Below are 14,423 nucleotides of genomic sequence, written 5' to 3'. Positions count from 1 at the left end.
TTCATTGACTACGACGTCCGGGACGAGCTGAAAAAGCTCGTGTACGATCGTTCCTTCGCGGCCTTCGCGCAAGGCGACCGGGTCAGGGACGCGATCGCGAGCCGCGATCAGCTGGAGGCCCGGCGGGAGAATTTGCGGGAGAAGCTGATCGACGCGATCGGCGGGCTGCCTTCCTGCGACACGCCGCTTAACCCGCGGACGACGGGCGTCGTCGCTCGCGAAGGCTATGTCATCGAGAAGGTGATGTTCGAATCCAGGCCCCGCGCCTACGTGACGGCGAACCTGTACGTGCCGGACGGCATCGCCTCTCCCCGGGGGGCCGTGCTGTTCCTGTGCGGACACGACCGGGAGGCGAAGCACGGCGAGGAATACCAGACGGTATGCGGCATTCTGGTCCAGGCCGGCCTGGTGGTATTGGCCATGGATCCGATCGGGCAGGGCGAGCGCTTCAGTTATTTCGACGCGTCGTCCGGCTCGCTCGCCGTTATCGACGGCATCGTCGAGCACGACTATGCCGGCCAGCAATGCTTGCCGCTCGGGGACGGGCTTGCCCGGTATTTCCTGCACGACGCGATGCGGGCGGTCGATTATCTGTCCGGCCGCCCCGAGGTCGATCCCGCGCGGATCGGCGTCACGGGCAATTCGGGCGGCGGCACGCAGACGAGCCTGATGATGCTGGCGGATCCCCGCATCGCGGTCGCCGCGCCCGCCACCTTCATCATGAGCCGCGAAAGCTATCTCGTTACCGGCCAGGCCCAGGACGCCGAGCAGATCTGGTTCGGCATGACCGCTTTGGGGCTGGACCACGAGGATATTTTGATGGCGATGGCGCCGAAGCCGGTGCTGGTGCTCGCCGTCACGAACGACTTCTTCCCGATCGAAGGCACGCATCGGACCGTCGAACGCGTCCGGCGCTTTTGGGCGATGTACGGCTGCGAGGATCGGCTCCGTTTCGTCGAGGACGATTCCCATCACAAGTACACCGCTGCCCTGGCGCAAGCCGCGGCAAGCTTCTTCCGCAAGCATCTCCTGGCGGACACGGTGCGGCAGCTAGTCGGAGATGCCGACATGATCGACCCGAAGCGGCTGTGGTGCACCGTATCCGGACAGGTTCGCGGCGATATCCCGGATGCGCGAGGGGTCCATGAGGAGACCGTGGACCGGCTGCGCGCGCTGGAGCAAGCCCGCGAAGCGCTGCCGGCCAAGGAACGCAGGGCCGCCGCGCTGGCTTGGCTGAAGGAGCGGGTATGGACGGGGCGCAAGGAGAGTCCGTTGTATCCCCGCGTCACCGAGCTCGGACACTGGAACGGCTTGCGCGTCCGGAGCGTCGTCTGGTGGAGCCAGGCGGGCCTGCACGGGCATGCGTTTTTATTCGGCGATACGGGACGTACCGGCGATGATGGGCCGGTCACGATCGCTTTATGGGAAAAGGGCACGCGCGACCTGCAGCGGCATGCGCCTACGATACGCAAGATTTGCGACGGCGGCAGACAACTGATGGTCCTCGACGTGTCGGGCAGCGGCGCGCTGATGCCGAACGCGATTAACCGCTACGATCTGTACGCGTTCTATGGCACCGTGCACAAGCTGACCACCGATCTGTTCTGGCTGGGCGACAGTCTGGCGGCGATGCGCGTCTACGACGTGATCCGCGCCCTCGACGCGGCCGAGGCGCTGAGCCGGGCGAACAAGGGAGATATTCAAATTTATACGACAGGCCGGTTCAGCCTTTACGCCCATCTCGCCAATGCGCTGGACTCGCGCATCGCCCGCGTCGAAGCGGTGAGCGGAACGACCGACTTCAGCTCCTGGGTGAAGTCCCGTTACTATGATGAATACAATCATATTGGCTTCATCATGCCGGGGATGCTGCGCCACTTTGATTTGCAGGATCTGTAGGAGCGGAAAGAACGGTGGGCATTAAAGATCGGAAGCATTGAAGAAACTGAGAAACTGAGGGGACAGGGGGGACTAGGTTGAATCTGCATGTGTGCGACACTGCCGAAGCGCTGGGCAGGGATGCCGCGAAGCAAAGCGTTCGTATCCTAGAAGACTGCTTGCGCGAACAGGGTTATGCGAGAATCGTGCTGTCCACGGGTGCTTCGCAGTTTACGTTCTTCCGCGCGCTGGCCGCCGAGAAACTTGATTGGGGCAAGGTGGAGATGTTCCATCTGGACGAATACGTGGGGCTCAAGGATACGCACCCGGCGAGCTTCCGCCTGTACCTGCGCGAGCGATTCCTCTCGTTTGCGCCGGTCGGCCGCGCGCATCTGATCGACGGGGAAGGCGACCTGGACGCGACCGTCGCCCGCCTCGGCGAAGAGATCGCGAGCGCGCCGATCGATCTGGCGCTCATCGGCATCGGCGAGAACGCGCATATCGCCTTTAACGATCCGCCGGCGGACTTCGACGACGAGGCGGCGTACAAAGTCGTAGACTTGGACGAGGCGTGCAAGGCGCAGCAGGTGCGCGAAGGCTGGTTCGAGTCGGTAGAGCGCGTGCCGCGCCAAGCGATCACGATGACGGTCCGCCAAATCTTGAGAAGCCGGCACATCGTCTCCTGCGTGCCGCATCAGGTCAAGGCGCGGGCCATTCAGCACGCGCTTGCCGAAGGGGTCACGAACCGGGTTCCGGCATCCATTCTCAAGACGCACGCGGGCTGGGACTTGTACTTAGACCGCGAGTCTTCTTCGCTGCTGTAGTAGGTTTTGGAGCCTAAAAAGCTGGAGGGGTCTTCCTTAGGGGAGGCCCCTCTTTGATCTGCCGGTTATCAGGCCCCCAACCGCTGCCCGCCAACCGTAGGCGTACGAATCTCCACGCACGTACCGCCGCCGATCCGGCTCGTGATGCGCACGCCGTATTGCGGGCCGAAGTAGAGCTTGATGCGCTGCGCCACGTTGCGGATGCCGTAGCCGAGATACACGCCGTCGTTCGGCGTGAAGATCTGGGCGATCGTCTCCTCGGTCATGCCGCAGCCGTCGTCGATTATGCGGAACACGACGCGGTCGTCCTCCAGGGCCGCTTGGATCGTGACGCAGATGACGCCTTCGCCGCTCCAGGCGTGCTCGATGACGTTCTCGACGAAGGGCTGCAGGATCAGCTTGACCGTGTGGAAGCGGCGCACGGACGGGTCGATGTCGAACTCGGCCGACAGCCGGTCCCTGAACTTGATGCGCTGGATCTCGATGTACGCTTTCACCTGCTCCAGCTCGTTTTCCACCGAGATGAACGTCTCGCCGTTGTTGAGCGAATTGCGGTAGAACTTCGAGAGCGCCATGACCATGAGCTGCAGCTTGTCGACCTCGCCGAACTGGGCGAGCCGGCTGATGGAGGACAGCGTGTTGTACAGGAAATGCGGGTTGATCTGCGCTTGCAGCAGCTTCAGCTCCAGCTCCTGCTCCTCGATCTTGGTCAGGTAGGTCTCCTTGATCATCCGGTTCATATGCTCGCCAAGCTGGTTGAGCGCGGAGGCGATAAAGGCGAATTCGTCTTCGCCCCGGTATCGGATCCGTCTGTCGTATTCGCCCTCCTGGAACAGGCGCAGCAGGGACACGACCTTGCCGACGCGCTTCGAGAACACGCGGGAGATGAGCAGGCTGGCTGCGATGCAGATGACGATGCTGGCGAGGCTTAAGAAGATGGTCAGGTTCGTGAGGCTCTTCGCTTTGTTCTCCAGCGCATGTGTCGGAATGACCGCGACCAGCTTCATATTAATGCCCGGAAGAGACTGAGAGATGACGATCTTGTTCGGCGAAGGTTCATCCTGCCAGTCGCGTTGAATGACGCCGTCGTCCGAGGAATACATGACCCGGTCCTGGTTGTCGACCGCGTATACGACCGTGCCGGTCCCGAGCTTGCGGTAGTCGAGGCTTTGGAAGATGCCGGAGATCTTCGTCGCGATGCGGATGAAGCCGATCTGCTCCGGCGCGAAGGGATCGCTGGAATCGACCAGCCGCCGGAGAAAGGAGATGTTGCCGTGCGCGCGGTCGTCTTCGATCTGCTGCCAGGACATGGTGATGCCATACTGCTCCTTTGGAAAATTGCGGTACCATGCTTCGTTTTCAATGCGGTTCAGGTTGAACATCTCGAAGGATTGCTTCTGCGATACCAGCGGATCGATCTTCGAATCGGATTTGCCGTACAACTCGGGGAATAGCGGGTTATTGATGTAGACGGTCAGCTTGATGTCCTGTCCGGTGGCGCTGATCGTGCTCTGAAATTTCGGAATGACGTATTTGACGGTGCTCTCGTAGCTCTCCCAGCCCATATTAAAGTTCTGAATGTCGCTGGCGAGCGTGTAGTCGTTGTACAGCAGGTCGGAGATCCGGCGGATGTCCTCCAGCTTCATGGAGACGTTGTCCCCGATCTGCCTGAGCGTGTCGTTCATATTGTCACGGGCCTGCTCCTTCGCGTTGCTCATGTAGGTGAAGTAGGAGACGAGACCGATGACGATGATCGGAATGAGACAGATCAGTATATAGGAGACCAACAGCTTGTAGCCGAAGGGAATATAGCGCTTGGGTTTATCGTTCATGTGCGTCGCCCCTCCGTTCAGCTTAGCCTTCTGTATTCAAGCGGAGAGAGTCCGAAGCTGTCCTTGAACTGCTTGCTGAAGTAATTGAGATTCCGGTAACCGACCTGATCCGCAATCTCGTAGATTTTGAGGTTCGTATTTTTAAGAAGCTCCTGCGCCTTCTCCAGGCGCGCTTGAACGACATAATCGGAAAAAGAGACACCTGTCTCTTCCTTGAAAATGAGGCCGAGATAGTTCGGCGTATAGGAAAAAGCGTTGGCCGCGTTGCGCAGGGTGATTACCTCATGCATGCGCGCGCGGATGTAGGCGATGATATCCTGGGCGAGCTTGCGGTTTTTCTTAAAAGGCCGGCTGTCGCGGTCGTCCGGCTGCGGCTGCAGCGTCAAAGAGGAGGCGGGCGCCGTCTTCTGCCGGGCGTCCTGCCGCTTGACCATTTCCAGGTAGGCCTGCTCGGTCTCCTTCATCCCGCGCGCGTGGTCCAGCTGCGCCTTCGCCTTGGCCAGCGCATCGTACACTTCATGGTCGTTGACCGGCTTCAGAATATACGAGCACGCATTCAGGCTCAGCGCCTGCTTCGCGTAGGAGAAGTCTTCGTAGCCGCTGATGAAGACGATTCGCAAACCGCCGTTCTTCTCCTGGGCCAGCTTCGCCAGTTCGAGCCCGGACATGCGGGGCATGCGAATGTCGGTCACGAGCACGTCGAGCTCCGCTTCGGCGGCGTACTTGGCTGCGGCGACCGCGCTGTTCATCGCGCCGACGACCTGCATGTCCAGCCGCTGCCAGGGGATGAAGCGCTGCAACGCCTCCAGGTCCAGATCCTCGTCGTCTACCAACAGCACCTTATACATTCGCGTTTCCCCCGTCCTTGATCATGCAGAAAAGAGTACACTGTTTTTTCAGTATACTCTCTCCGGCTTGCGATTGGGTTTTATTGTCCGTTGATTTTCTTGAGGTTCTCCTGCCATTTGGCGGTCTCGTATTCGAGCAGCTTCTGGTAGCTGGCCTTGTTCGCCGAAGCTTCGCCGTCCGAGATGATCTTGTCGACTTCCGCGTCGCTGCCCGCATAGAGCGCCTTGGCGATGACGCTCGTCTCGATGTCCGCGACCTTCTGCAGCGCCTTGCCTTCCTCCGTCGACGAATCCGGCGCGAGGTTGGAAAATTGCGTCGTGTTGTACGACGTCTTCCACGCGATCGTCAGCTGGGCTTCGGCGGCCCAATCCCGTTGATCCTCGGGCAGCTTCATGTTGTTGGCCGCTTTGGAGCCGTCGATGAAGCTCGTATTGCCCGCCCATTGGAAGCTGTCCGTGATCGCCATGAATTTGGTGCGCTCTTCCACGTCGGTCTTGAACTTCTCCGTCCAGTTCGGCGCGCCGTTCTCGTCGACGCCGTCCCAGTACAGGCCTTCGGGTCCCCAGAAAATGACGCGTTCGCCTTCTTCGCCGGTGAGCCAGTCCAGATAGGCGAAGATGCCCTCGGGATTTTCGGCTTCGGTCGTGATGACATTGACGTTCCAGCCGATGCTGTCATAGTTGTTCGGGTATACCTTTTTCGGATCGACGCCTTCCTTGTGCAGCGGCCAGATCATCTTGTAGCCGGCTTCGGGATCGCTTTTCTTCAGCTCGGACGTCGCCTGGCTGCCCAAATCGGACGTATCATAGGATGCGTAGACCGCGACCTTTCCCGTGTTCAGCTTTTCCACGACCTGATCCTTCGTCTGAGTCAGCGCGTCCTGCGTGATGAGCTTGTCGCGGAACAAGGAGCTGGCGAACGTGAGCGTCTCCTTGAACGCCGGGTCGGAGAAGAGGGAAGTCAGCTTGTCCCCGTTCGGCACGAATCCGTAGGACGTGAAGGCGCCCGTATGATTCTCGCCGAAGCCGGAGTAAAGGATGCTGATGCCCTGCGTGCCGTAGCCGATGTCGAACGGCACGACGTCCGGGAATTTCTCCTTTACTTGCTTCAGGTAGGCGCGCAGATCCTCGAACGTCTCGAGCTTGGGCGAGCCGAGCGCCGCGTAGATCGTTTGGTTGACCATATAGCCGCCGTTGCCCATGGGCGTGGACGTATACCAGTTCGGGAACTGATAGAGCTTGCCGTCCTCGGAGCGAAGCATGTTCAGGGTCTCTTCGCCGGCATATTTCTTCAGGTTCGGATACTTGTCGAGATACGGATCGAGGGCTACGAGCTTGCCGGCTTTGCGCAGCTTCTCCACGAGCGGCCCGCGGTCCATGAACAGGACGTCCGGCAGATCGTCGGAGGCGACCATCGTATTGAACTTCTGGACGGAAGCGCCCTGCGCCGCGACGGGCGTCACGGTCACCTTTTTGTTTTCCTGGATCCACTTGGTGGCGGGATCGCCGCCCCACGGCTGCATCGTGTACCAGTCGTAGTTGCCGTAGAAGGAGAAGTTCACCGGCGTGTCGCCGAACACGAAATCGCTGGAGGCGGCAGGGGAGGCGATATTTTCCTGTTTATTATTGTCGTTCGAGCAGCCCGCGACGGCGACGGCGCCGAGCGTCAGGGCCAGCACGCCGGCCATCATTTTATTTTTCTTCAAGGGCGATCCCCTCAGTTCTCTAGGTTATTATTCTTTGAGCGAACCGACCATAACGCCCTTCACGAAGTACTTCTGTACGAAAGGGTAGACGAGAATGATCGGGATCGTGGCGACCATCATCGTGGCCATCGTGAGCGACTTGGTCGTGACCGAGCGCGCCGAAGCGATATGGCTCTGCGCGGCCGAGCTCGTCTGCATCAGCTGCTCGGACATGATGTTGGAGCTTAGAATCTGCTGCAGCAGCGTCTGGATGGGAAGCAGCTTCGTATCGGAGATGTACAGCGTCGCCGTGAACCAATCGTTCCAATGACCGACGGCCGAGAAGAGCGCCAGCGTGGCGACGACCGGTCCCGAGAGCGGGAGCACGATCCGGAACAGCGTCTGCCAATACCCGCATCCGTCGATTTTAGCGGATTCTTCAAGATTGTGCGGCAGCTGTTGGAAAAAGGTGCGGAAGACGATCATGTTCCAGATGCTGATGAGGCCGGGGATGACCATGACCCAGAACGAGTTCATGAGGCCTAGCGACCGGATCAGCATGTAAGAGGGGATCAGTCCGCCGTCGAAGTACAACGGGATGATGCAGAAAATCATGTAATACTTGCGTCCGACCAGCTCCTTCTTGGACATTCCGTAAGCGAAGACGGCGGTCGCCGCGATCGACAATACGGTGCCGATCGCCGTGCGCAGTACGGAGATCAGGAAGGCATGAACCAGGCGTTTGTCCTGGAAGACGATCTCGTAGTTATCAAGCGTGAACGCTCTCGGCCAGAAGGTGACGCCTCCAAGCGAGGTATCGGCGCCGGTGTTGAACGAGATGACGGCCGAATTCCAGAACGGATAAAAGGTTACGAACGCGAGCAGCGCCAGGAGCGCATAGATGATGCCGGACGTGAGGCGGTCACCGTAAGATATTTTCATAGAGAGCTCTCCGCATCTGTATTTCTACCATAGACTGTTGCCGGATCTCCGGGCAAGGGCGTTCGCGAATGTCAGCAGAATGACGCTGATGACCGCCTTGAATAGTCCGACGGCAGCGGCATAGGAGAATAGCGAGTTCTTGATGCCGATCCGGTAAACGTAGGTGTCCAGCACGTCGGAGACGTCGCGGACGATGTCGTTCTGCAGCAGCAGAATGTCCTCGAAGCCCGCGCTCAGCAGATCGCCGATCGCGAGGATGAGGAAGATCGAGACGACCGGGAGAATGCACGGAAGCGTGATCGAGAAGATCTTCCGGAGACGGCCCGCGCCGTCGATATCGGCGGCTTCGTAGAGATCGGGATTCACGCCCGAGATCGCGGCGAGATAGACGATCGACCCGAAGCCGATCCCTTTCCACAAGCCGGTCGCGATCAGAATCCCCCAGAAGTAGTTCGGGATCGTCAGCCAGTTGACGGGCTCGTCGATCAGGTGAAGCTTCTCCAGGGCGATGTTCAGGCTGCCATAGTCGGAGGAGAGCATGGTGAGCACGAATCCGGACACGATGACCCACGACAGGAAGTGGGGCAGGTAGCTGATCGTCTGAACGATCCGCTTGAAGATCGGGATCCGGACTTCGTTCAGCATGAGCGCCAGCAGAATCGGGGCGGGGAATCCGATCACGAGTTTCAGGAAGCTGATGGCGAGCGTGTTGCGCATGACCGTCCTGAATTCCTCCGCGTGGAGGAATTCTTTAAAGTTGTCCAGCCCGACCCAAGGGCTCGCGTTCAAGCCTTGGAAGATGTCGTAGTCCTTGAACGCGATTACAATTCCGTACATCGGGACGTAGCAAAAAATGAAGATGAAGATGAGAGCCGGAACGACCATTAATTGCAGGTCCCACTGACGGAGCAGCAGTCTCTTCACGGCGGCGGGGCCTCCTTGAGCGGCGCATCCCGCGCGGCTGAGCGGCCGGCGCAGGAAACGCTGCTTGCGATGATGGGTGTTACCAGTTCTTGCGGTTGTCTATTTTCTTGAGATCGTTGTCCGTCCACTTGCCGTAGAGGAAGAAGGCGAGGTTCTGGACCTCCGGCTGCTGGGACCGGATGCCGGCATAGATCTGGTGGTACTCCGCATTGGTCCACCAGACGTCGAGTCCCGGGATGATCTCTTTGTCGCCGATCTTGGCTCTCGCCTGCGAGAGGATGCCCGTGCCGTCGTACACCCAGGACGGCGTGAAGCCCCAGTCCGCGAAGTAGGCCATCGGGGAGACGAAGTCCACGTAATTTTTGAATTTGGCTGCGTCCTGGCCGACCTCGGTGAATTCGGGCGGCAGAATGTACACGCCCGTGAACAGGTCGGGCACGATGCCGTCGATGTCGGCCGCCACGTCTCTGACGTAGTTGCCGATCTGGGTCGTTCGCCAGTCGTTCCACTGCCGTCTCTTGGCATTGTCGGTCGTGAAGTCGATCGTGGAGGGATCATAGCCGTAGAGGGCGCTGTATTTTTGCCTTGTATACGTGCCCATGTCCATGTTGTAGTCGTCGAAGCGAAGCCAGTCCAGAACCACGCCGTCGACGTCGTAGTTGGTCACGATCTCCCGGATGATCGAGCGCTCGTACGCCTGAACGTCGGGATGGATCGGATTCACGAAGTATTCGTTGCCGTTCGCGCCCGTGAACGGCGCGATCTGTCCGTCTTTAAGCGCCATCATTTTCCACGATGCATCGTGGTCGAACGCGGCCTTGTCGTGAAATTGGGGAATCCAGGCCCGGACCTGAATGCCTCTCGCGTGCGCTTCGGCGATGACGTCCTCCAATGCGTCGAACTGCTCGTAGCCCGGCGCGGTCGGGGCGATCTCGCTGTCGTAGAACACATAGCCGGAAGGGACCGCATCGTCCTCGTCTTCCTTCACGTTCAGGTTGATCACGGAGACATGCCGGTTAGCCGCGCTGTTCATGAACTTCACGACATCCGCATGGTTGTGGAAATTCTCGACGGTCCGCACGATCACTTCCGTCACGAACGCGCCGCTGGCTGCCTGAGCCGATTGCTTCGCCGGAATATTGATGCCGCTGGCCAACAAGACGGCTGCCAAGGCCAAGCCGAGCTTGGCGGAACTTTTGAACATGGCTGGACTCCCTCTCCCCAATTTATTACGACCGGTCGTTGAATTTAATTGTAGGGGGAAGCCGGGGATAAAAACACAATACGGATCAACGAAAATTGCAAGAAATCAATGGAGTGATAGGGTGATGTGTTAAAATGAGAGCGCACGCAAGGTTGAACACGGGAGGCATAACGCATGAAAATCCATCGCATCGACCACATCGGCATCAACGTCAACGATCTTGCCGCGGCGAAAGCTTTTTTCATCGAATTCGGGCTCGAGGTGCATGGGGAATGGGAAGCGGAAGGCGCTTGGCTGGATGAGATCGTCGGGCTTGAAAACGTGAAGACATCCTGTGTCGCATTGCGCTCTCCGGACGGTCAGACGTGGTTAGAGCTGGTCCAGTATATCCATCCTTCGGATAAAAACGGCGTCCAGCAAACGCATTCGAATACATTGGGCATTCGTCATATTTGCTTTGCCGTCGACGATATTGATGCGCTGGTCGATAAGATGAAAAAGAAAGGCATGGAAACCTTTAGTGAAATAAAGAATTATAAAGATATCTATAAGATGTGTTATGTCCGCGGGCCGGAGGGAATTATTCTGGAGCTGGCGGAGCGGATTAACTAATATTGATGCCTGCATCCCTTTATGTTAATATCTCCCTAATAATCACAATAACGCAGAAGAAGGGTAAGTAGGCATACAGGGATGGACTTGCAGAGAGCCGGTGGTTGCTGCGAACCGGTGTCCAGCGTATGTTCGAATGGCCTTCAGAGTTGCTTCCCAGAACCATTGCATATTGAATGAAGTAGGGGAATGCCGGGTGTCCCGCCGTTACCAAGGGGGCGGTATCGAGATCTGACTGTATTGATCTCCGCACCGTACAGAGCCGATCGGATCGTTCGCGCAACACGCGCAACTGTACATTCATTTAAGGTGGTACCACGATAACTTCGTCCTTATTGGATGAAGTTTTTTTGATTTTTAAAGGGGGTGATGGCCATGGAAGATGGTTGGTGGCGACGCTGGATTATCCGAGGGTTTCGAATTGCATTATCCAGATTAAGGAGCGTGTTATTCAATGAAAGAACGGGTACTGACAGGAGATCGTGTTACCGGCAAGCTTCACCTTGGCCATTATGCCGGCAGTCTCAAAAATCGTGTGACTTTACAGGAACCATATGAAACCTTCATTCTTCTGGCGGATGTTCAAGCTTTAACGACCCACTTCGACAAACCGGATCTGATCAGAAGCCATCTGCGCGAGGTGGCTCTTGATTACCTAGCGGTCGGCATTGATCCGAATCGCGCAACGATCTTCGTCCAGTCCATGATTCCGGAGATTGCGGAGCTGACCGTATTGTTCTCTATGTTCGTCACGGTTAATGTGCTGCGGCACAATCCGACGATCAAGTCAGAGTCCAAGAACAGCGGGCTGGACGATATGCATTACGGCTTTCTAGGCTACCCGGTCAGCCAGACGGCCGATATCGCCTTTTGCAAAGCCACGATCGTGCCGGTGGGAGACGACCAGCTGCCTCACCTGGAACTGTCGCGCAAAATCGTGCTCCGGTTCAACGAATTGTATAAACCTGTGCTTGCGGAGCCGAGGGCGCTGATCAGCGAGATGCCAAGACTGGCGGGGACCGACGGTAAAGGGAAGATGAGCAAAAGTCTCGGCAACGCCATTGCACTGGATTCCACGGTCGACGAGATTGCGTTCAAAATCAAACGGGCGACAACGGATCCCGCCCGCATCCATAAAAACGATCCGGGGCACCCGGACGTCTGTCCGATCTACGCCTACCATCAAGCCTTCCATCCCGACGAAGCGCCGGAAATTCGCGAGGGTTGCGAAAAAGGAACGATGGGTTGTTCCGCATGCAAGGGACGGATCGCGGCGGCAATAGAACAGCTTATTGAGCCTACGCGGGAGCGCAGGGCTTATTATGCGGCCAGGCCGGATGTCGTCGACGACATTCTGATTGCCGGAACCCGGCGTGCTCGTGGAATTGCTCGAGAGACGATGAGAGAGGTGCGGGGGGCCATGGGTCTCGACTATTTTGATTGAAAAGGAACAGCCGGCACAAGCAATTCTGCAGTCTCTTTTTATTGGCGTTCAACAGTGGCTGCAAGCGAGAATAGCAACGTTACAGGAGCGACGAAGGCGTTGGAGCGTGCTGTAAGCGAGAAAAGCGCGGTTGCAGGAAAGTGCCGCCGCAGCAAGCGAGAAAAGCAACGCTACAGGAGCCACGATTGCGTTGGGGCGTGCTGTAAGCGAGAAAAGCGCGGTTGCAGGAGAATGCCGCTGTGGTGCTCCGAAACGAAAAAACGTCAGGGAGCTCCTTTCTCCCTGACGTTTTTAACTTTAAGCCAATATCCGATCGATCCGCTCCAGCTCTTCCTGCGTGAACGACGGCTGAGCGAGCGCGCCTACGGCATCCTCGATCTGCCCGACCTTGCTCGCGCCGATCAGCGCGGAAGTGACCCGGCCGCCGCGAAGCACCCAGGCCAGCGCCATCTGCGACAGCTTCTGCCCGCGGCTCTCCGCCAGCTCGTTGAGCTGCCGGACCTTCGCGATGAGCGCCTCGTCGATGCCCTCGGTGCGCAGGAATACGCTTGGCCCCGCCGCGCGCGAGTCGGGGGCGATGCCGTTCAGGTACCGGTCGGTGAGGATGCCCTGGTTCAGCGGCGAAAATACGATCGAGCCGATGCCCTCCTCGTCGAGCACGTCCTGCAGCCCGTCCTCGATCCACCTGGACATCATGGAATAGTTCGGCTGGTGGATGAGGCAAGGCGTCCCCAACCGCTTCAGAATGCGCGAAGCTTCGCGCGTCTGCTCGGGGCGATAATTGGATAAGCCCACGTACAACGCCTTGCCCTGGCGGACGACGAGGTCGAGCGCCGCCATCGTCTCTTCCAGCGGGGTGTCCGGATCGGGCCGGTGATGGTAGTAAATGTCGACGTAGTCGAGGCCCATCCGCTTCAAGCTCTGGTCCAGGCTCGCGACGAGGCTTTTCTTGGAGCCCCATTCGCCGTACGGACCGGGCCACATATAATAGCCGGCCTTCGTAGAGATGATCAGCTCGTCCCGGTAAGGACGCAGGTCGTCCTTCAGCATGCGGCCGAACGACTCCTCCGCCGATCCGGCAGGCGGGCCGTAATTGTTCGCCAGGTCGAAGTGCGTGATGCCGAGGTCGAACGCCCGCCTTACGAGCGCCCGGCCATTCTCGTAAGTATTAATGCCGCCGAAGTTATGCCACAGACCGAGCGAGATGGCCGGAAGCTTCAAGCCGCTCCTGCCGCTTCGGTTGTATGTCATCGCGTCGTATCGATCCTGCCTTGCCGAATAGGTCATTTTGAACGCTCCTTCTCATGAGATTAGGCTCATTATAATTCGCTTCGGGGAATGAGACTATGTCCGCATGGAAGGCAAATATGGCATAATGTCTGATTGTGGCGAGCTAGCGATATTGTTTGGGCGGTACGCCCTTCAGCTTTTTGAACATTTTGGAGAATAGCAGCGCATCCCGGTATCCGACCGAACGCGCAACTTCCCCGACCGTATACTGTCCCTTTCTGAGCAGCTCGCCGGCCCGTTCCATCCGATAATGAAGCAGATATTGCTGCGGGGGAAGACCGGTGGCTTCCTTGAAAATGACCGACAAATACTTGCGGTCCAATCCGAGCGTCGCCGCCAGCTGCTCGACCGTGATCGGCTCGCTGAAGTGGCAGTGGAGGAAGTCCAGGCTGCGGTGAACGTAAGCATCCTGCTTGCGGGCAGGCAGGACGGCGCCGCCCCCCTCGTCCGCGGACGAGGGCATTTGCTCGACCATCGACGTGAGCACGTCGATCAGCAGCGACGTCAGCCGCAGATCGCGGTTGACCGGCCGGCCTTCGGCTTCCCGCAGCAGCTCGTACAAATTCGGCATCAACCGCATATCCATCGGGAATACGGGCGCTTCCGGCGTAAGCCGCGTTCGCGCAAGCACGTCCGCCACCCGATCGCCGCGAAATCCGATCCACGAGTAGGTCCACGGATCGGCCGCGTCCGCCTGGTAAAAGATAACCTTGTCCGGATAGGCGAGAAAGGCTTGTCCCGCCGACAGCTTGTACGTATGGCCGCCGGCCTGTACGATGCCGGTTCCCCGATGCACGAAGTGGATCTTGTAATGATCCCGCACGCCGGGTCCGAAGGCATGGCCGGCGACGCAATCCTCTTTGCCGAAGTGGGATACGTAAAAATCCGGATTGTCCCGGAACGGGCGGTCGGGATTGTCGTGAAGTGCTTTCATCGGCGA

The 14,423-nt window shown here is 58.5% G+C and carries 12 protein-coding genes; 4 read left to right on the top strand and 8 right to left on the bottom strand.

Going from position 1 to position 14,423, the window contains the following annotated elements:
- Positions 1-39: 39 nt before the first annotated feature.
- Together BM235_RS22280 and BM235_RS22275 are read left to right on the top strand one after the other, a co-directional pair.
- Positions 40-1,899 (top strand): alpha/beta hydrolase family protein, encoded by a 1,860-nt coding sequence (locus BM235_RS22280; RefSeq protein ID WP_090116450.1) that lies wholly within the window; start codon positions 40-42, stop codon positions 1,897-1,899.
- A gap of 77 nt (positions 1,900-1,976) precedes the next feature.
- Positions 1,977-2,702 (top strand): glucosamine-6-phosphate deaminase, encoded by a 726-nt coding sequence (locus BM235_RS22275; RefSeq protein WP_090116449.1) that lies wholly within the window; start codon positions 1,977-1,979, stop codon positions 2,700-2,702.
- 68 nt (positions 2,703-2,770) lie between these two features.
- Here the strand turns inward: BM235_RS22275 and BM235_RS22270 are convergent, their stop codons facing one another.
- The 6 genes from BM235_RS22270 to BM235_RS22245 form a co-directional block, all read right to left on the bottom strand.
- A complete protein-coding gene (locus BM235_RS22270) occupies positions 2,771-4,534 on the bottom strand; it encodes a cache domain-containing sensor histidine kinase (protein WP_090116448.1) in 1,764 nt (587 codons plus the stop codon).
- 17 nt (positions 4,535-4,551) lie between these two features.
- Positions 4,552-5,382: a response regulator transcription factor gene (locus BM235_RS22265; RefSeq protein WP_090116447.1), complete on the bottom strand. Its 831-nt coding sequence runs from the start codon at positions 5,380-5,382 to the stop codon at positions 4,552-4,554.
- Positions 5,383-5,462: 80 nt separating this feature from the next.
- A complete protein-coding gene (locus BM235_RS22260) occupies positions 5,463-7,073 on the bottom strand; it encodes an extracellular solute-binding protein (protein ID WP_090116446.1) in 1,611 nt (536 codons plus the stop codon).
- A 42-nt stretch (positions 7,074-7,115) separates the two neighbouring features.
- Positions 7,116-8,009 carry a carbohydrate ABC transporter permease gene (locus BM235_RS22255; protein ID WP_090116445.1) on the bottom strand — a complete coding sequence of 298 codons (894 nt, stop codon included), beginning with the start codon at positions 8,007-8,009 and terminating at the stop codon, positions 7,116-7,118.
- A gap of 24 nt (positions 8,010-8,033) precedes the next feature.
- Entirely contained in the window at positions 8,034-8,894 is an 861-nt protein-coding gene (locus BM235_RS22250; protein WP_090116612.1) for an ABC transporter permease, read from the bottom strand.
- Positions 8,895-9,012: 118 nt separating this feature from the next.
- The gene (locus tag BM235_RS22245) at positions 9,013-10,137 is read right to left on the bottom strand and encodes a family 10 glycosylhydrolase (RefSeq protein ID WP_090116444.1); all 1,125 of its coding nucleotides are present in this window, start codon (positions 10,135-10,137) and stop codon (positions 9,013-9,015) included.
- Between the two features lie 174 nt (positions 10,138-10,311).
- Here BM235_RS22245 and BM235_RS22240 point away from each other — a divergent pair, with 174 nt between their 5' ends.
- Both BM235_RS22240 and trpS read left to right on the top strand, forming a co-directional pair.
- A complete protein-coding gene (locus BM235_RS22240) occupies positions 10,312-10,749 on the top strand; it encodes a VOC family protein (RefSeq protein ID WP_090116443.1) in 438 nt (145 codons plus the stop codon).
- A 454-nt stretch (positions 10,750-11,203) separates the two neighbouring features.
- Positions 11,204-12,193 (top strand): tryptophan--tRNA ligase, encoded by a 990-nt coding sequence (gene trpS, locus BM235_RS22235; RefSeq protein WP_090116442.1) that lies wholly within the window; start codon positions 11,204-11,206, stop codon positions 12,191-12,193.
- A gap of 297 nt (positions 12,194-12,490) precedes the next feature.
- Here the strand turns inward: trpS and BM235_RS22230 are convergent, their stop codons facing one another.
- Together BM235_RS22230 and BM235_RS22225 are read right to left on the bottom strand one after the other, a co-directional pair.
- Positions 12,491-13,480, bottom strand: a complete 990-nt coding sequence (locus BM235_RS22230; protein WP_090116441.1) for an aldo/keto reductase — start codon at positions 13,478-13,480, stop codon at positions 12,491-12,493.
- A gap of 106 nt (positions 13,481-13,586) precedes the next feature.
- Positions 13,587-14,417, bottom strand: coding sequence for an AraC family transcriptional regulator (locus tag BM235_RS22225; protein WP_090116440.1), 831 nt, complete (start codon positions 14,415-14,417; stop codon positions 13,587-13,589).
- Positions 14,418-14,423: the final 6 nt, after the last annotated feature.

It is taken from the genome of Cohnella sp. OV330 (assembly GCF_900112065.1).
Classification (GTDB): Bacteria; Bacillota; Bacilli; order Paenibacillales; family Paenibacillaceae; genus Cohnella.
This window is presented reverse-complemented; position numbering and strand designations above follow the sequence as displayed.